Origin of the sequence: Allobosea lupini, assembly GCF_900109525.1 — a bacterium.
Classification (GTDB): Bacteria; Pseudomonadota; Alphaproteobacteria; order Rhizobiales; family Beijerinckiaceae; genus Allobosea; species Allobosea lupini.
The window spans coordinates 1-16,441 of record NZ_FOAN01000006.1; the positions used below are offsets into that span (position 1 = coordinate 1).

Genomic DNA, 16,441 nt, shown 5'->3' on the forward strand with positions numbered 1-16,441 from the left:
CCGGATGCCGGCGAGACGACGGCCCAGCAATACGAAGGCTTCGCCCCGGCGACCGAGTTCGTGCTCGACAAGACGCAGGACGGCTTCGCCTTCGTCGACCGCGCCAAGTTCAAGGCCGGCTTCGCTCACGATGTCTCCGATGCGGATGTCGCCTTCATGCGGGACTCGCAGGTGCCCATCAACCTGTCCGCCTTCGGCACCAAGCTGAAGAACGCCGCCTGGCGGACCAAGCCGAGCTGGGCTGTGATCGCCAGCGAGGACAAGGCCTTCGACCAGGCGATGCTCGACCACATGGCCAAGCGCATCGGCGCCAAGGTCACGAAGGTCTCGGCCAGTCATGCACTCTTCATGACCCAGCCGAAGGTCGTGGCCGATGTGATCGACCAGGCCGCTCGGCAGGCGGCGTCTGCCGCAAAGTAACCGGCCAGCCACGTGCCGCGGTCCTCGAAACGGCCCAGCGTCGAACTGGCAAGATCGAACCATGACTGACGGCTCCGCACCCGCGGAGGCACGCGACAGCATGGCAGCGGCACCGCGAAATCACTCAGGAGCCCTCGGCGGTCGGTGTGCATGCATTTGGGCGACCTATGCATCAAAGCAGCGACCGCCGCACCGAGGTGGATCGGGACAATGGGAGGCGCTGACGGTGGATCGCACAAAGTTGAGTGATTCCACCGCCAGAATGACGGGTTTTCCGGCCGAGCGCCTCATTCTGAGGGTGTGATCCGTACGGCAACTGAGCTGACCTAGCGCTGAGGGCCGAGACCTGGCCCGATCTCAAGCGCACCTCGTCACGACATGGACGGCATAGCACGCGTCACACTGATTACAGGCGCCGCCTCCGGCATCGGCGCCGCATTGGCGCGGCGCCTTGCTGCTCCTCGGGTCGGCATCGTCCTGCATAGCGGTGGAAGCACTGCGGAGAGCCGATCGCGCCTCGATGGCGTGATCGCAGCCTGTCGCGAACTGGGAGCGCAGTGCCTGATCACGCACGGCAACCTGATGGAGGCCGGACATGGCGAGCTCGCCGTCAGGGCGGCCATCGACCATTTTGGACGGCTCGACCAGCTGGTCCATTGCGCCGGCCATGTCGACAAGACGCCGATCGGCGAGCTGACGCGGGGCGGCCTTGATCGCAGCATCGCTCTGATGCCGGGAGCGTTGCTGGAGCTGGCGACAGCGGCCCTCCCCGCTTTGGCGTCAAGCGGGGCCGGTCGCATCGTCGCCGTGAGCTCGTTCATCGCTCACAAATTCGAGCCGCGGACGCTGGCACCGGCATCGGCCATCGCCAAGGCAGCGATGGAAACCCTGGTCCGCTGCCTGGCATTGTCGCTGGCGAACCAGGACATCACCGTCAACGCGGTCGTTCCCGGCTTCACCCGCAAGGACGCCGGAAAAGCCGGAACGCTCTCGGCTCAGGGCTGGATCGAAGCAGCGGCCAGGACCCCGACCGGCCGGCTCAATGAGACTGAGGAAGTCGCGGCGGCGATCCAGTTCCTGCTGTCTGCAGAAGCTCGCCAGATCACCGGCGCGCTGCTGCCTATCGATGGCGGCCTGACGCTCGGTTGAGCACGCCTCGTGATCAGCGCCGAACCACGAAGGACGAAAGCATGCGTGCGAAATATATCGATTGCGGGCCCAACCAGATCGCATTGTGGCGCACCGCGCTCGCCGATTTCGACATAGAGGTCGACGTCAACACCGAGCCGTTCTCCGTCGAGGACCTGCCTGGGATGCTCGATGGCTACGACATCTGCATCGACGATCACACGAAGATTCCGCAAGAGGTTCTCTCGCGCTGCACCGACCTGCGCCATTTCGTCTATTTCGGAACAGGCGCGGCCAGCATTCTTGATTTGGCGCTCGCCGGCCAGATGGGCATCGAGGTCCATACCATCCGGAACTACGGCGACACGACCGTGGCCGAGCTCGCCGCCGGGCTCATGCTCGGCGCAGCGCGCCAGATCGCGCCGCAGCACCACATCATCCGTGGCGGTGGCTGGACAAAGCTGCAGGGCATCGAGCTGCGCGGCCGACGGATCGGCTTGATCGGGCTCGGCGGCATCGGCCGCGAAATGGCACGAATCTGCGCCGGCATCGGCCTCGACGTCGTTGCCTGGAACCGCTCGCCCATTGCCGACGCACATGCCGCCAGCGTCTCGCTGGACGAACTTCTCGCCACCTCCGACGTGATCAGCCTGCATCTGGCGTTGAACGACGATACACGCGGCTTTCTCGATGCCGACAGGATCGCCGCGATGAAGCGCGGCGTCCTGCTGGTCAACACAGCGCGCGGAGCATTGCTGGACGAGGCGGCTCTGGTCGGCGCGCTGGAAAGCGGCCAGATCGGCCATGCCGCCCTCGACGTCTTCGAGACCGAGCCCCTGCCGGAGCATCATCCCCTGCGCACGGCACCGAATGTGACGCTGACCGCGCATTGCGGCTTCTGGACCGAGGCCTCGACCATCAATCAGGTGCGCCTGGTCATGGGTATCGTCGAAGCAATCCAGTCGCCGCTGCAGCGCTCGGCATGAGCCTGCCTGCGCAGACGCAGACGTCCGTCGCCGTCATCGGGGCCGGCATCATCGGCGTCACCACGGCGATCGCCTTGCAGCAGGCAGGTTTCGAGGTTCGTCTGATCGAGGCCGCCGAACCGGGCGGCCAGCAGGCCGCCAGCTATGGCAATGCAGGCTGGTTCAGTCCTGCATCGGTCGTGCCCATGTCGATGCCGGGGCTATGGCGCAAGGTGCCTGGCATGCTGACCGATCCGCTCGGACCTCTGACCATCCGCTGGACTGCATTGCCTCGCCTGCTGCCCTGGCTGTTGCGCTTCCTCTATGCCGGAGCGACGACTTCGCGCGTCGAGGCGACGGCGCGTGCCTTGCGACCACTGCTGGAGCCAGGGCCCGCCATGCATGCCGAGCTCGCCGCCGCCGCCGGCGTGCCTGAGCTGGTCTGCAGGAGCGGTGCCGTCTACGCCTATCCGACACGCGCCGACTTCGAGGCCGAAGCCTTGGCCTGGCGGCTGCGCCGCGACAACGGCGTGTCATGGACCGAGCTGCAAGGCGATGCGCTGCGGCGGGCCGTTCCGGCGCTCTCACCGCGATACGCCTTCGGTGTTCTGGTCGGCGCGACCGGACATTGCCTGGATCCGGGTGCCTACGTCAGCGCCCTGGCGGACCATGCGATCCGTCTCGGCGCCCGGCGCATCCGGGCACGAGCGAGCGGGTTCGACCTCCGGCAGGGGCGGCTCGCTGCCGTTCTGACCGATTCCGGCCTCGTGCCAGCCGACAGGGCGGTGATCTGCACCGGCATCCAGTCCCGCGACCTCGCACGGAAGGCCGGCGACCGCGTCTCGCTGGAGAGCGAAAGAGGTTACCATGTCGTCGTCGCTGCGCCCGAGGCGATGCCGACGCTGCCGGTCCAGACCAGCGACAGCCGGATCGGCACGACACCGGTTGCCGCCGGTGTCCGCGGGGCCGGTCAGGTCGAACTCTGCAGCATAGGCGCGCCGCCGGACTGGCGCCGCGCAGACATCGTCCAGGCCCATCTGAAACGCTCATACCCCGGGCTGCCGGAGACGCTGGCGGAGGATCGGCTCCAGCGCTGGATGGGGCACCGCCCCTCGACGCCGGATGGGCTACCGGTCATCGGCCCGTCCAGCGCCAGTCCCGATATTCTCCACGCCTATGGTCACGGGCATGTCGGCATGGCCAGCGCGCCGATGACGGCTCAGATCGTTCGCGACCTGCTTCTGGGCAGGGCTGGCCAATGGAATCTGGAGCCCTACTCACCCCGGCGATTCAACGGCTTCTGGCCGCGGAGTGCGGCGAGCCTGGAAAGACGATAAGGGATCGCAAATGCGCGTCGGAATTCTCGGGATCGCCGGCAGGATGGGCCAGGAACTGGTCGCGCAAGCGCGGGCCGCGGGTCACGACGTCATCGGCGGGACGCTGAATCCGGCGTCCGCTCGCGCCTATCGAAACGACATTCCGGCTCTGGGCCTGCCCGATCTGGCCGGGCAGAGCGATGTCGTGATCGACTTTACCCATGCCGATGCGGTGGCCGAGCACGCGAGGATCCTGTCCACCGGGCGGGCGGCGTGGGTTCTGGGAACGACCGGAATCTCGCCGGAACAGCAGCTGCAGGTGGAGGCGGCCTCGCACCGCATCGCCGTCCTGCAGGCGGCTCATTTCGGGCTCGGCATCAATCTCCTGATGACCGTGGCACGCCAGCTCGCGGCGATCCTTCCTGCGGAGACCTACGACGCCGAGATCGTCGAGATGCACCATCGCCAGAAGGTCGATGCCCCGTCGGGCAGCGCGCTGCTGCTGGGCCAGGCGGTCGCGGAGGGTCGCGGCACCACGCTCGCTGCAGTCATGGAGAGCGGTCGCGACGGCCATTGCGGCGCGCGTGCGACCGGCGCCATCGGCTTCGCATCCTTGCGGGGTGGCCAGATCGTCGGCGAGCATTCGTTGAGCTTCACCGCGCTCGGCGAGCAGATCACGCTGTCGCATCGTGCCTTCGATCGCAATATCTTTGCTGCAGGAGCCATGCGCGCCGCGGCCTGGCTGGTCGGCAGGCCGCCAGGGTTGTACGGCATCGACGAGATGCTGGACCTGCGCCCAGCCCGGGAGCACGACCGCCAATGACCGAGATCCTCTTCGGCTCCGACAATCAGGCCGGTGTCAGCCCCCAGGTCATGGACGCGATCCGGCGTGCGGACGACGGGATCGCGGTCGCCTATGGCGACGACATCCATAGCGGGCGGCTGAATGCCGCCTTCTCGGAGGTGTTCGAGCACGAAGCCTTCGTCTTTTCCGCTGCGACGGGGACCGCCGCCAACGCGCTCGGCCTCGCGGCCATCACCCCGCCCTATGGCGAGACGATCTGCCATGAAGCGGCACATATCCTCACGACCGAAGGCGGCGCGCCGGAATTCTATGCGGGCGGCTCGCGACTGGTCGGAATCCCCGGCAGCAACGGCAAGATCGCAGCCGATGACCTGCGCCGCGTACTGGACGAGCGCATGCGGCCGAGCCGTCACCATCTCGCTTGCTCGTCCCTGTCGCTGACCCAGGCGACGGAGTTCGGCACGCTCTATACGCTCGCCGAACTCGAGGCCTTGTCGGAAACCGCCCATGCGCGCGGTCTGCGCGTGCATATGGACGGCGCACGTTTCACCAATGCACTCGTCGCCCTGGGGGCGAGGCCGGCCGCGATGAGCTGGCGGGCCGGCATCGACGTGCTGAGCCTCGGCACCACCAAGAACGGGACCATGAATGCCGAGGCCGTGATCGTCTTCGACCTGGCGCTCGCCCGCGATCTCGCCTACCGGCAGAAGCGAGCCGGGCTGCTGACGTCCAAGATGCGCTATGTCTCTGCCCAGCTGCACGCCTTTCTCGCAGATGGGCTCTGGCTACGAAATGCGCGGCACGCCAACGATATGGCGAGAGCCGTCGCTGCGCTCCTCGCAAGGGTTCCGGGAGTCCGTCTGAGCCATCCGGTCGAGACCAACCAGATCTTCGCCGACATCGACCCGCACGTCACGGCGCTGCTGGAGAGATCGGGCGTCCGGTTCCGGGCCTGGGATCACCGGCACCCGACGCGGCATCGCCTGGTGATGTCCTTCCGCGACAATGAGCAGTCGATCGAGCGGGTCAGGGGCGCGCTGGCTCCGGCCTTCGCCCGCGCCTCGGCCTGAACTCCGCGACGGCCATGGCCAGACGCGCGCTACGCCGCCCGCTCGACAACGATCTCGCGGATCTGGCGAGCGGCTGTCTCGATGTCGGCGCGGCCGACATCGCAATGGGTGACAGCCCGGATCGTCGTTCCGCGCCAGCGCGCGCCGACCCTCGTACCGCGCAGGCATAGCGCATCGGCAAGGTCCTGCCCCGTCATGCCGGTCGCGGCGACGTCGAAGAAGACGATGTTGGTCTCGACCTCGGCGGGATCGATCGCGATGCCGGGAAGCTCCGACAGCAGGCGCGCCAGCAGTCGCGCATTCTCGTGATCCTCGGCCAGTCTTTCGACATTGTTGTCGAGCGCGAAGAGCCCCGCGCCCGCGATGATGCCGGCCTGGCGCATGGCGCCGCCGAAGAGATGCTTGTAGCGGCGCGCTTCCCCGATGAAGTCCTTGCTACCCGCCAGCAGGGCGCCGACCGGGCAGCCTAGCCCCTTGCTCAGGCAGAGCGTGACGGAATCGAAATCCTGCGCATGGCGATGCGCGGGAATCCCCGAGGCGACCGCGGCGTTGATCAGCCGGGCCCCGTCCATATGCGTCGCGAGCCCGTATTGCCGAGCCATGGCGACGACCTCGCGAAGCCGTTGTTGCGGCCAGACGGCGCCGCCGCCCAGATTGGTCGTCTGCTCGACGCAGACAAGGCTCGTCCGCGGATAGTGCGGACCGTCGGGACGGATCGCCTGTTCGACCTGCGCGGCATCGAAGATGCCCCGCTTGCCGCCCAGGCGAGACATCATCACGCCGGAGAGAAAAGCCGGGCCGCCAGCTTCCGCAGTGACGAAATGAGCATCCGCTTCGACGATCACCTCGTCGCCCGGCCGCGTATGAACCTTCAGCGCGATCTCGTTGGCCATCGTCGCCGACGGCAGGAACAGGGCCGCGTCCATGCCGACAAGCGTGGCGACACGGTCCTGCAGCCGGTTGACCGTGGGGTCTTCCTGCTTCTGATCGTCGCCGACGGGGCAGCCCATCATGAAGGCGAGCATGGCCTTGCTTGGCCTGGTCGCCGTGTCGCTGCCGAGATCGATGCGGATGTCCATCGCCTCACGCTGAAACGCGCGTCTCCTCGGCACTGGCGCGCATGGCGGCATAGACACGCCCGATGCGCTTCACACCTTCGGTGATCTGCCGGGGCGTGCTGAAGCTGTAGGCCAGCCGGAGGAACTGGCCCGGAGGCTCCTCGGCGAAGCAGAGCTTGCCGGTGAAGATCGCGACGCCCTCCTTGCCCGCCCGGCGGACGAGTTCATCCGCATCCACCCCCTCGGGCAGCTCCACCCAAAGGAAATAGCCGCCATTGGGCTTGCGAACCTTCGCGCCGGGCAGCTCGCGGCCGATCGCCTCGACCATGGCGTCGCGATGCTCCCGCAGGACATGCGACAGCGTCTCGATGTGATGCGCGACCTTTCCGTTGCGAAAGAGCTGCGCGACGATCCGCTGCAGCAAGGGACTGGTGCCGTGGTCGGATTTGTGCGCCGCCATGCGCCGGACGATCGCCGGATCGGCATTGACCCAGCCGATACGCAAGCCCGGCGCCAGGATTTTCGAGACCGTTCCCAGGCCAATGACGCGGCCAGCGGTGTCGAAGGTCTTGATCGGCGGAACTGGCTCGCCCTCGAAACGGATGCGGCGATAGGGGTCGTCCTCGATGATGATGAAATCGAACGCCTCGGCCAGCTCCACCAGCTTCCTGCGGCGATCGGCCGACATGGTGATGCCGCTGGGATTGTGGAAATCGGGGATGTCGAAGAGGAATTTCGGCATGGCGAGGCCGTTCTCGCGGCGAGCCAGCAGGATCTCCTCGAGGACCTGCGTCTGCATTCCCGCGTCATCCATCGGCACGGAGATGAAGGTCGCTTCGGCAGCCTTCAGGATCGAGATCGCCGTGAGGTAGCTGGGAGCCGCCACGATCACCGCATCGCCCTGCTCGAGGAAGACGCGGCAGGCGAGATCGAGCCCGTGCTTGGCGCCGTTGACGATCAGGATGTTCTCGCGAGTGGCCGCGATCCCGTCATCGCGCAGATATTCGACGATTGCGTCGCGCAGGTCGTCGAGCCCATAGAGCGGGCCGTATTGCAGGGTTTCCTCTCGGGCATTGCCGGCCTCGATCGCTTCGGTGACGATATCCGGCAATTCGTCGGGAAAGCCGTAGCCGCCGCCGAGCTGGATGATGTTCCCGTGCGCCGTTGCGGGCGCTGCCGAAGCGACGGTGTTCTGGGCTCGATCAGCCCAGCGATAGGCCGGCATCTGCGTCATGACCTTATTCCTCTTGATGGGTCGTCTTGTTCGGCTTTCGGCCGGCCTTGGCGGCAGGCTGAGCGCGTGCGCCGCCACGGGATCGCTTGGCCGGCGGCGCAACCTGCGTGCTCAGCCAGCGCAGATCGGCGGCGGCATCCAGCTCTGCCCGGGCTTCCGCATCTGCGTCGGCAGCCAGGTGAACGAGGCAGTCGCCGCGCGACGCATGGCCCCGGCCGCGCGTGCAGATCACGACGCCGGGCAGGGCGAAGGTGACGGCTATCGGCACCGCGAAGGGCCGGGTCAGGTCGTGGATGTGTCCCGCGAGATCGCCGGCCGCGACCTCGTCGCCGAGCTGCACAGCCGGCTCGAAGACACCGTCGGCCAAAGCGTAGACGAAGTCATCCTCGCGCTGGGTGACGAGCAGCCGCGCATCGCCGGACGCAGGCATGAGCTGCGTTATGATGCCCGCCCATGCGAGCACCCGCATGATGCCGTCCATGATCGTGGTCACGGGCTGCGCGCCGCCGATCTCGGTACCGATCCGCGTCGCCCCAGCCCGGCGCGCCGCCCCCGACGTGCTTCGATCTTCGAAGCTGCGGAAGCGCAACAGATTCTCGCCCCCGAAGGCCCGGGCCATGGCGAGCCGCCGGCTCTGGACGTCCGGATCCGGATGATCGACCAGGGTGACGCAAGGCAGGTAGCCGAGAGAGCGCCCGTCACTGTGAAGATCGATGACGAGGTCGGACAGCGACATCAGATGGCGTTCGATATACTCGGCGATCATGCTGGTCGGGCTGCCGAAGACATCGCCCGGGAACGACTTGTTCAGATTCCGGCCGTCGATCGGCGAATTCCGTGTGCCGGACATCGCGGCTGGCAGGTTCGCCATCGTCATCGCGATAACGCGCCCGTTCATCGTTTTCGGATCGAGCAATCGCAGCAGCCGGGCGACGGCGATCTGCGTATCGACCTCATCGCCGAAGACGCCGCCCAGGAGGAGCATCGTCGGCCCTGCTCCGCCGCCGACAATGGCCAGCGGCACGGGCACGAATCCGTAGGCGGAACGGTCCGAGGAATGCGGGATCTTCACGAAGCCCGCATGCCGACCGGTGGTCGGAAGGTCTTCGGTCAGCCCGAAAATGCGATCGGCAGAGATGTCCGTCACGACAGCGGAAATACCTAGCTTCGATGCCGAAAATCCATCACGCGGCCGCTTCATTTGACAGGCTCCAATTCGACAGGGTTCGCCGAAATTCCGGCGATACGACGGGATAATCCGGCATTTTTAACATGCCGGCTTTTCGGCGTGCTTGCAGCGGGTTACTTTGAGCCATCGAGTTCACGAGAAACTCATGGCACGAGACAACGACGCTACCGACCGTCGGCTGCTGGCGCTGCTCCAGACCAATGCGCGTGCGAGTGTCGCTACGCTCGCACGCAAGCTCGGCGTCGCACGAACGACGGTGCAGGAGCGGATCACCCGCATGGAGCGGAACGGCACGATCGCCGGATACTCCGTCGTCCTGCGGCGCGACCCGTTCAACCAATATGTCGAAGTCGTGGTGCTCATCGGGACCGCCCATCGCAAGGCCAAGCTGGTCGTCGAGAAGCTGCAGGAATTTCCGGAAGTTGTCCTCTGCCAGATGACAAGCGGTGATCTGGAGCTAATCTGTCGTATTCGCGTCCCGCACATGGAAGACGTGCAGCCCGTCCTGGACAGCATCGACGAGATCGCAGGTATCGAGCGCGTGCGCTCGATCGTGGTCCTTTCCACCGTGTTCGATCATAGCCACGCGGAGCCGCAGACCCTGGCCACCAAGCAGGCAACCGCGCTCGGCCGCGGCGAGCTGGGCTGAGGAATCGGCAGGCGGACTGCGGCAGCTGGCGATCTGACCCGGGGGCAACGGACAATCCCGGCCGCGCATCGGGTTGTCCGACTCCAGGATAGGAAATGTGAAATCATGGCAGACACGCTGTCGCGTCCAGGGGTGGGAACGGAGCCCTGCTTCCTGACCGCGAGCCAGGCCTCCGCGAGCATCCGCTCCCGCCGGCTCGGCTGCGAGGAACTGCTCCGCTCGTGCCTCGAACGCATCGAGGAACGGGAGCGCGACGTTCGTGCCTGGCTGCACATCGAGCCGGAGCGGGCCCTGCGCGCGGCGCGCGAATGCGACAAGGCAGCCCCCCGCCACGCGCTGCATGGCCTGCCATGGGGCGTGAAGGATGTTTTCGACACCGCGGACCTGCCGACCACGCAGAACTCGCCGATCTACCCGGCGACACGGGCCGGCCGAGATGCGGCTTGCGTTGCCACGGTCCGAAGTTCCGGCGGCTTGATCCTCGGCAAGACCGATACCGTGGAGTTCGCCGCGAACGGACGCAAGGCTCTGACGCGCAACCCCTTTGACCTGGCCCGAACGCCGGGAGGATCCTCGTCAGGCTCCGCAGCGGCCGTTGCCGACTTCCACGTGCCGCTGGCCTTCGGATCGCAGACGAACGGGTCCCATCTGCGACCGGCTTCCTTCACCGGAATCTACGCTTTCAAGCCGAGCTGGGGGGGCCGTCAGTCGCGAAGGCCTCAAGATGAATGCCGCCTCGATGGACACTGTCGGCTGGTACGGTCGCTCGGTCGCCGACCTGAATCTGGTCGCGAGCGCATTCCGCTTCCTGGCCGACGACACGCCCCGGATTCGAACGCTTCGCGGCTTGCGCGTCGGGCTTTGCCGGACACCGTCCTGGGCCAGGATCGAGCCGGCCGGAGAGGAAGCCTTGCTCAACGCCGCCTCGCGGCTCGCGGCGGCCGGCGTCGTCGTGGAAGACCTCGCTCTGCCGGACGTCTGCGACGGATTGTTCGAGGCGTATCTCGACATCTACTACAGCGAGGGCGGCCGGTCGTTTCAGCCCGAGTTGCTGGCAGCGCCGTCCCTGCTGGCCGAGCCGCTCCGCGATCAGGCGGAAAACAGGCGTGCGCTGACGAAAGACCGCCTGCGCGAGGCCTATGCCGTGGCTGATCGGTGCCGACTCTCGTTCGATGGTCTGTTCAGGGAGGCGCTCGATGTTGTCTTGACGCCGAGCGCCCCCGGCGAGGCGCCCATGGGTCTGGAGAACACCGGAAGCTCGGTTTTCAACGGCTACTGGTCGATCCTGCACGCTCCCTGTGTCGGCATACCCGCCGGCTGCGGCCGCCATGGAATGCCGGTAGGCGTCACGCTCGCCGCAAGACGGCTCGACGATACCGCCCTTCTGCAGATCGCGGAGCTGCTTTCGCCAGTGATCGACGCACCGGGCTGACGCTCCGCATGGAAGATCAACCGTTGATATGACGGTCGTAGCCGTCGATTCAACGGAAGTTGTGCCGAAACCCACTATTCAGCCCGTGGATTTCGATGCTGCGGTGCGAGACCTTGCGGCATCAAACAAAAAACAGGGGATCGTCAAATGCCGGACCTGCAGCCGCTCTCCCGCCGTTCCGTGATCGGCGGCCTCACTGCGACCGCCATCGCCAGCCCGGCCTATATCCGCCCGGGCTGGGCGCAGGGCAAACGCATCGTCATCGTGAATTCCGGTGGCGCCATGGGCGATGCCAAGCGCAAGGCGCTCTACGACCCCTTCACCAAAGCGACCGGCATCGAGATCGTGACCGCCTCGGGCCCCGATCTCGCAAAGATCAAGGCGCAGGTCGAGCGCAAGGATGTCGAATGGGACATCACCGATCTCAACGATGCCTGGGTGCCGGCCGCCGCGCGGCTCGGCCTGCTCGAAAAGATCGACGAGAGCATCGTCAATCGCGCCGACGCCATTCCGCAGTCCAAGCACGACTATGCCGTCGGCGGCACCGTCTATGCCGCCGGCATCGCCTTTCCGACCAACCGGCTGGGCGGCAAGGCGCCGAAGACCTGGCCGGAATTCTGGGATGCGAAGGGATTTCCGGGCCGGCGCGGCCTGCGTAACCGGGTGACGGACACGCTGGAAATCGCCTTGATGGGCGACGGGGTGCCCGCTTCCCAGGTCTATCCCTGCGACGTCGAACGGGCTTTCAAGGCGCTGGAGCGGATCAAGCCCGCCGTCTCCCACTGGATCGCCCAGACCGCTCAGACGGTTGCCCTCATCCAGGGCAACGAGACGGACTTCACCTACACCTACACAACGCGCGTGAAGGACCTGCAGGCGGTCAACGTTCCGATCGACTATTCCTTCAAGCAGAATATCCTCGGCATCGGCTGGATCGGCGCGCTGAAGGGCACACGGAACCGCGATGCGGCGATGCGCTTCCTCGCCTTCACCATGGACAAGGACCGGCAGGTTGAGCTCTCCAACCTGTCGGGCGACGCGCCGACCTATGCCGACGCCCTTGCCAAGGTCGATCCCGCGACCCGGAAATGGCTCCCGAACATCGCCGACCCCGATAATCTCTTCGTCAACGCCGCCTGGTGGGACAGCCGGATCGAGGAGCTCAACACCCGCTTCAAGGAATGGCTGCTGACCTGACCGACAGGGTCCGATGCCCTTGAGATGGCCGTCCGGAGCGTAGCGGATCTCCTCGCGAACCGCTTACGCTGCCGGCACGGCAGGTGACAGGTCGGGGTGCTGACATGCAAATTCGCACGACAAACGCGCACGTCCGCGACGCAGCCTATGCGATGCCGGCGGCATTGTTCATGGCGCTGCTCTTCGCTCTGCCGCTCTTCAGCGTCCTGCATCAGAGCCTGCAGCAGGAGAACGGCGGCGGGCTGACGATCCAGGCCTACGCCAAGATCTTCACGACCCCGCTGTTCCTCCGCGTCGCTTATACGACGCTCGAGGTCAGCATCAGCGCGACCGTCTTCTCGCTGCTGCTGGCCTATCCGATCGCCTATTTCCTGGCGAAGCAGTCGCCGCGTCGGCGGGCTCTCTACATGATACTCGTCCTCGTGCCGTTCTGGACGAGTTCGCTGGTCAAGAGCTTCTCCTTCATGGTGCTGCTCGGCCAGTCCGGAATCATTAACCAGATGCTCGGCGCGTTCGGCATCGCGCCTGTGAAGATGCTGTTCAACCGCTTCGGCGTGATGGTCGGCATGAGCCATTTCCTCATCCCGTTCTTCGTCTTCCCGATCCTGACCAGCCTGCGCAGCCAGCCGCTGGAGCTCGCCAAGGCGGCTGCGATCATGGGCGCGGGAAAGCTCAGGATCTTCCTGCGTGTCACCTTGCCGCTGAGCCTGCCCGGCGTCATGGCCGGAGCGCTGCTCGTCTTCATCCTGAGCCTCGGCTTCTACATCATCCCGGCCCTGCTCGGCGGGCGGCAGGACATGATGTTCGCCAATCTCGTCGACTTCTACACCCGCGAGGCGCTGAACTGGCCGATGGCCTCCGCGGTCGCGGTGCTGCTGGTCGCCGCCGCCGCGCTCGCCGCCATGCTGCTGTCGAAGGTCAGGGGCGGCTCCTCGATCCTCTCGGAGGAGGGCCACTGATGGAAACGCGCATCAGCGGCTGGCGCATCGCCTTGGGCGCCGTGGTCACGGTCATCCTGGCCTTTCTGCTCCTGCCGAGCCTCATCACCGCCGTGATTTCCTTCGGCTCGTCCAATCAGATCGTTTTCCCGCCGACGGGGTTCTCACTGAATTTGTTCAGGCGCTTCTTTGCCGAGGAGGGCTGGGTCGCATCGACCTGGCTGAGCTTCCGCGTCGCGATCTGGTCGACGCTGCTCGCACTCTTCCTCGGCATCCCGGCCGCCTACGCCCTGACGCGCGGCAGCTTCCCGGGTCGGAAGATCCTCGCGCTGTTTCTCCTCAGCCCGGTGATGGTGCCGCATGTCGCCGTCGCGCTGGCGCTCTACATCTATTTCACCGAGATCAGGCTGACGAACGGCGAGTTGCGCCTCGTCTTCGCCCACGCCATCGCGACCCTGCCCTTTGTTGTCGTCACCGCGAGCGCCGGCTTGCGCCATATCGACCCGGCGCTGGAACGCGCGGCGACCGTCATGGGCGCCTCGCGCCTCACCGTGCTGCGACGCGTGACGCTGCCCCTGCTCACGCCCTCGATCATCGCGAGCGGCCTGTTCGCCTTCCTGATCTCCTTCGACGAGGTGGTGATTTCTTGGTTCGTCGCCAGAGCTGGCGACACCACGCTGCCGATCAAGATGTTCTCGTCGATCCAGTTCGAGGTCTCGCCGGTCCTGGCCGCGATCTCGACGATGCTGACGGCGCTCTCGATCGTCGTCTGCGTGATCGTCGCCACCGTTCAGAAGGAAGCGCGCAGTGACTGACAGCAGCGGAGCCAAAGCCGCGATGATCGAGATCAGCGGCCTGCGCAAGGATTACGGCTCCGTCGTCGCCCTGCACGACACCGAGCTGTCGGTCCCGACGGGCGAGTTCCTGACGCTGCTCGGGCCATCGGGCTCGGGCAAGACGACGCTGCTCAACCTGATCGCGGGAATGGCGTCGCCGACGCGCGGCCGCATCGTGATCAATGGTCGCGACGTCACCGAGGTGCCAGCCGAGAAGCGCGGCCTCGGCATGGTCTTCCAGAACTACGCGCTGATGCCGCACATGACGGTGTCCGAGAACATCGCGTTCCCCCTGGAGATCCGCAAGGTGCCACGGGCCGAGATCCGGCGACGGGTCGCCGAGGTGCTGGATCTCGTCCGGCTTCCGCATGTCGGTGATCGCAAGCCGAAGGAGCTGTCGGGCGGGCAGCAGCAGCGCATCTCGATCGCGCGCTGCATCGTCTACAAACCGGATCTCATCCTCATGGACGAGCCGCTCGGCGCCCTCGACAAGAAGCTGCGCGAGCAGATGCAGCTCGAGATCCGGCGCATCCACAAGGAGCTCGGCATCACCATGCTCTATGTGACGCACGATCAGGAGGAGGCGCTCAACATGTCCGACCGGATCATGTTGATGAATGCCCGCCGGGTCGAGCAGATCGGCACGCCGGACCAGCTCTATTTCGCGCCGCGCACCCAGTTCGCGGCGGACTTCATCGGTGCCTCGACCCTGCTCGACGCAACGGTTGCCGAGACCGGCGAGCCGGCCCTCCTGCGCCTTTCCGCAAGCGAGAGCTGCCGTGTCCGCCTGCACAGCGCCGCACCGGTCGGAACCGTGGGCAAGCTGCTGCTCCGTCCGGAAGCCCTGCGTCTCGTGCAAAACGGTCAGGTGACGGCGGGGCACAACGTCCTGCACGGCCATCTCGACAATACGCTCGTCACCGGCGCGACCTCGAAGCATTTCGTCACCCTCGACAACGGCGCGACGCTGGCCATCCAGGAACTCACCGACCCCTCGACGACGCGGCTGGAGCCCGGCCTGCGCGTGCAGGTTTCCTGGCCTCCGGAGACGGGGCGCTTCCTCGAAAACTGATCATCGATGCCTGGCCCAAACCGGCGCTCTGCGGGATGCCGGGCCCCATCCTCGAGCTTGGAAAGGCCCGCCCACATGCCAGCCTTCAAATCGAGCGCACTCGACCGTCGCACCCTCCTGAAAGGCGCGGCCGCCGCTCTCGCGGCACCGGCCGTCATCATCCCCGGCCGCGCGTTCGGCGCCACGCGACTCGTCGTCGGCAATTCCGGCGGCGCGATGGGCGATGCCAAGCAACGCGCGATCTACACCCCCTTCACCCAGGAAACCGGCATCGAGATCCTGACCACGCCGGCACCCGACATCTCGAAGATCAGGGCGCAGGTCCGCACCGGCGACGTCGAGATCGACGTGACCGACCTCCTCGACGGCTGGGTTCCCGCTGCCGCCCGGCTCGGGCTCGTCGAGCGGATCGACGACGGCATCGTCAACCGCGAGGGCAGCATCCCCGAGACGCGGCACGACTACGCCGTGGCCGCCAGCATCTATTCGGGCGGCATCGCCTTTCCGACCGACAGGCTCGGAGACAAGGTGCCGCGCGACTGGAAGGATTTCTGGGATGTCAAGGCGCTGCCCGGCCGCCGAGGCTTGCGAAACCGCGTCGGCGACATCCTCGAGATCGCGCTGATGGCCGATGGCGTTCCGGCCTCCGAGGTCTATCCCTGCGATGTCGAGCGCGCCTTCAAATCCCTCGACAGGATCAAGCCCCATGTCGTGCAGTGGATCGGTGCCACCGAGCAGACGGTGTCGCTGATCCAGCGAAACGAGCTCGATTTCACCTATACCTATACGATCCGCGTCAAGACGATGCAGGAAGCGGGCGTGCCGATGGGCTATTCCTTCCGGCAGAACATCATGGGCGTCGGCTGGGCCGGCATCGTGAAGGGCACCAGGCGCAAGGATGCCGCGATGCAGTTCTGCGCCTATATGTGCCGCCCGGACGTGCAGGTCAGGCTGTCCAATCTCGCGACCACCGCGCCCTGCTATGTCGATGCACTCCAGAAGGTCGATCCGGCGATCCGAAAATGGATTCCCGACCTCGCCGATCGCAACAACCTCTTCATCAACCCGGCCTGGTGGGACTCGCGCGTCGACGAACTGACGCAGCGCTTCCGCGAATGGCTGCTGACCTGAG

15 protein-coding genes and 1 pseudogene are annotated in these 16,441 nt (G+C 66.2%); 13 read left to right on the forward strand and 3 right to left on the reverse strand.

Annotated features, from left to right (window positions below):
* From BMZ21_RS17815 to BMZ21_RS17840, 6 genes are all read left to right on the forward strand, one after another.
* Nucleotides 1–420, forward strand: a 420-nt coding sequence (locus BMZ21_RS17815) for an alpha/beta fold hydrolase (RefSeq protein ID WP_143079731.1), incomplete at its 5' end; no start/stop codon positions are given.
* Between the two features lie 378 nt (nucleotides 421–798).
* Nucleotides 799–1,569 carry an SDR family NAD(P)-dependent oxidoreductase gene (locus tag BMZ21_RS17820; protein WP_091837177.1) on the forward strand — a complete coding sequence of 257 codons (771 nt, stop codon included), beginning with the start codon at nucleotides 799–801 and terminating at the stop codon, nucleotides 1,567–1,569.
* Between the two features lie 41 nt (nucleotides 1,570–1,610).
* Nucleotides 1,611–2,534, forward strand: coding sequence for a 2-hydroxyacid dehydrogenase (locus BMZ21_RS17825; protein ID WP_091837179.1), 924 nt, complete (start codon nucleotides 1,611–1,613; stop codon nucleotides 2,532–2,534).
* Nucleotides 2,531–3,850 carry an NAD(P)/FAD-dependent oxidoreductase gene (locus tag BMZ21_RS17830; RefSeq protein ID WP_091837182.1) on the forward strand — a complete coding sequence of 440 codons (1,320 nt, stop codon included), beginning with the start codon at nucleotides 2,531–2,533 and terminating at the stop codon, nucleotides 3,848–3,850. Before BMZ21_RS17825 ends, BMZ21_RS17830 begins: the two co-directional genes overlap by 4 nt.
* A gap of 10 nt (nucleotides 3,851–3,860) precedes the next feature.
* Nucleotides 3,861–4,652, forward strand: a complete 792-nt coding sequence (gene dapB, locus BMZ21_RS17835; RefSeq protein WP_091837184.1) for a 4-hydroxy-tetrahydrodipicolinate reductase — start codon at nucleotides 3,861–3,863, stop codon at nucleotides 4,650–4,652.
* Entirely contained in the window at nucleotides 4,649–5,704 is a 1,056-nt protein-coding gene (locus BMZ21_RS17840; protein ID WP_091837187.1) for a threonine aldolase family protein, read from the forward strand. Before dapB ends, BMZ21_RS17840 begins: the two co-directional genes overlap by 4 nt.
* A 29-nt stretch (nucleotides 5,705–5,733) precedes the next feature.
* Here the strand turns inward: BMZ21_RS17840 and BMZ21_RS17845 are convergent, their stop codons facing one another.
* The 3 genes from BMZ21_RS17845 to BMZ21_RS17855 are packed head-to-tail and all read right to left on the reverse strand — an operon-like array spanning nucleotide 5,734 to nucleotide 9,197.
* The gene (locus BMZ21_RS17845) at nucleotides 5,734–6,783 is read right to left on the reverse strand and encodes a threonine aldolase family protein (protein ID WP_091837189.1); all 1,050 of its coding nucleotides are present in this window, start codon (nucleotides 6,781–6,783) and stop codon (nucleotides 5,734–5,736) included.
* Nucleotides 6,784–6,787: 4 nt separating this feature from the next.
* Complete coding sequence (locus BMZ21_RS17850) at nucleotides 6,788–7,996, reverse strand: aminotransferase-like domain-containing protein (RefSeq protein WP_091837191.1); 1,209 nt, start codon at nucleotides 7,994–7,996, stop codon at nucleotides 6,788–6,790.
* Nucleotides 7,997–8,000: 4 nt separating this feature from the next.
* Nucleotides 8,001–9,197: a M14 family metallopeptidase gene (locus BMZ21_RS17855; protein ID WP_091837193.1), complete on the reverse strand. Its 1,197-nt coding sequence runs from the start codon at nucleotides 9,195–9,197 to the stop codon at nucleotides 8,001–8,003.
* A gap of 133 nt (nucleotides 9,198–9,330) precedes the next feature.
* On the opposite strand from BMZ21_RS17855, the gene BMZ21_RS17860 reads away from it, so the two are divergent.
* From BMZ21_RS17860 to BMZ21_RS17890, 7 genes and pseudogenes are all read left to right on the forward strand, one after another.
* Complete coding sequence (locus BMZ21_RS17860) at nucleotides 9,331–9,834, forward strand: Lrp/AsnC family transcriptional regulator (protein ID WP_091837196.1); 504 nt, start codon at nucleotides 9,331–9,333, stop codon at nucleotides 9,832–9,834.
* 105 nt (nucleotides 9,835–9,939) lie between these two features.
* Nucleotides 9,940–11,266 (forward strand): annotated as a pseudogene (locus BMZ21_RS17865) (amidase).
* Between the two features lie 147 nt (nucleotides 11,267–11,413).
* Nucleotides 11,414–12,463 carry an ABC transporter substrate-binding protein gene (locus BMZ21_RS17870; protein ID WP_091837199.1) on the forward strand — a complete coding sequence of 350 codons (1,050 nt, stop codon included), beginning with the start codon at nucleotides 11,414–11,416 and terminating at the stop codon, nucleotides 12,461–12,463.
* A gap of 104 nt (nucleotides 12,464–12,567) precedes the next feature.
* Nucleotides 12,568–13,422 carry an ABC transporter permease gene (locus BMZ21_RS17875; protein ID WP_208862315.1) on the forward strand — a complete coding sequence of 285 codons (855 nt, stop codon included), beginning with the start codon at nucleotides 12,568–12,570 and terminating at the stop codon, nucleotides 13,420–13,422.
* Nucleotides 13,422–14,216 (forward strand): ABC transporter permease, encoded by a 795-nt coding sequence (locus BMZ21_RS17880; RefSeq protein ID WP_091837202.1) that lies wholly within the window; start codon nucleotides 13,422–13,424, stop codon nucleotides 14,214–14,216. The genes BMZ21_RS17875 and BMZ21_RS17880 overlap by 1 nt, the downstream gene beginning before the upstream one ends.
* Nucleotides 14,217–14,238: 22 nt before the next feature.
* Nucleotides 14,239–15,309, forward strand: coding sequence for an ABC transporter ATP-binding protein (locus BMZ21_RS17885; RefSeq protein ID WP_091838266.1), 1,071 nt, complete (start codon nucleotides 14,239–14,241; stop codon nucleotides 15,307–15,309).
* A gap of 75 nt (nucleotides 15,310–15,384) precedes the next feature.
* Entirely contained in the window at nucleotides 15,385–16,440 is a 1,056-nt protein-coding gene (locus tag BMZ21_RS17890) for an ABC transporter substrate-binding protein (protein ID WP_158673385.1), read from the forward strand.
* Nucleotide 16,441 lies beyond the last annotated feature (1 nt).

Excerpts from the sequence above, each read along its gene's own strand:
- BMZ21_RS17820 (WP_091837177.1), top strand. The coding sequence starts at position 799 with ATGGACGGCATAGCACGCGTCACACTGATTACAGGCGCCGCCTCCGGC.
- BMZ21_RS17825 (WP_091837179.1), top strand. The coding sequence starts at position 1,611 with ATGCGTGCGAAATATATCGATTGCGGGCCCAACCAGATCGCATTGTGG.
- BMZ21_RS17830 (WP_091837182.1), top strand. The coding sequence starts at position 2,531 with ATGAGCCTGCCTGCGCAGACGCAGACGTCCGTCGCCGTCATCGGGGCC.
- dapB (WP_091837184.1), top strand. The coding sequence starts at position 3,861 with ATGCGCGTCGGAATTCTCGGGATCGCCGGCAGGATGGGCCAGGAACTG.
- BMZ21_RS17840 (WP_091837187.1), top strand. The coding sequence starts at position 4,649 with ATGACCGAGATCCTCTTCGGCTCCGACAATCAGGCCGGTGTCAGCCCC.
- BMZ21_RS17845 (WP_091837189.1), bottom strand. The coding sequence starts at position 6,783 with ATGGACATCCGCATCGATCTCGGCAGCGACACGGCGACCAGGCCAAGC.
- BMZ21_RS17850 (WP_091837191.1), bottom strand. The coding sequence starts at position 7,996 with ATGACGCAGATGCCGGCCTATCGCTGGGCTGATCGAGCCCAGAACACC.
- BMZ21_RS17855 (WP_091837193.1), bottom strand. The coding sequence starts at position 9,197 with ATGAAGCGGCCGCGTGATGGATTTTCGGCATCGAAGCTAGGTATTTCC.
- BMZ21_RS17860 (WP_091837196.1), top strand. The coding sequence starts at position 9,331 with ATGGCACGAGACAACGACGCTACCGACCGTCGGCTGCTGGCGCTGCTC.
- BMZ21_RS17870 (WP_091837199.1), top strand. The coding sequence starts at position 11,414 with ATGCCGGACCTGCAGCCGCTCTCCCGCCGTTCCGTGATCGGCGGCCTC.
- BMZ21_RS17875 (WP_208862315.1), top strand. The coding sequence starts at position 12,568 with ATGCAAATTCGCACGACAAACGCGCACGTCCGCGACGCAGCCTATGCG.
- BMZ21_RS17880 (WP_091837202.1), top strand. The coding sequence starts at position 13,422 with ATGGAAACGCGCATCAGCGGCTGGCGCATCGCCTTGGGCGCCGTGGTC.
- BMZ21_RS17885 (WP_091838266.1), top strand. The coding sequence starts at position 14,239 with ATGATCGAGATCAGCGGCCTGCGCAAGGATTACGGCTCCGTCGTCGCC.
- BMZ21_RS17890 (WP_158673385.1), top strand. The coding sequence starts at position 15,385 with ATGCCAGCCTTCAAATCGAGCGCACTCGACCGTCGCACCCTCCTGAAA.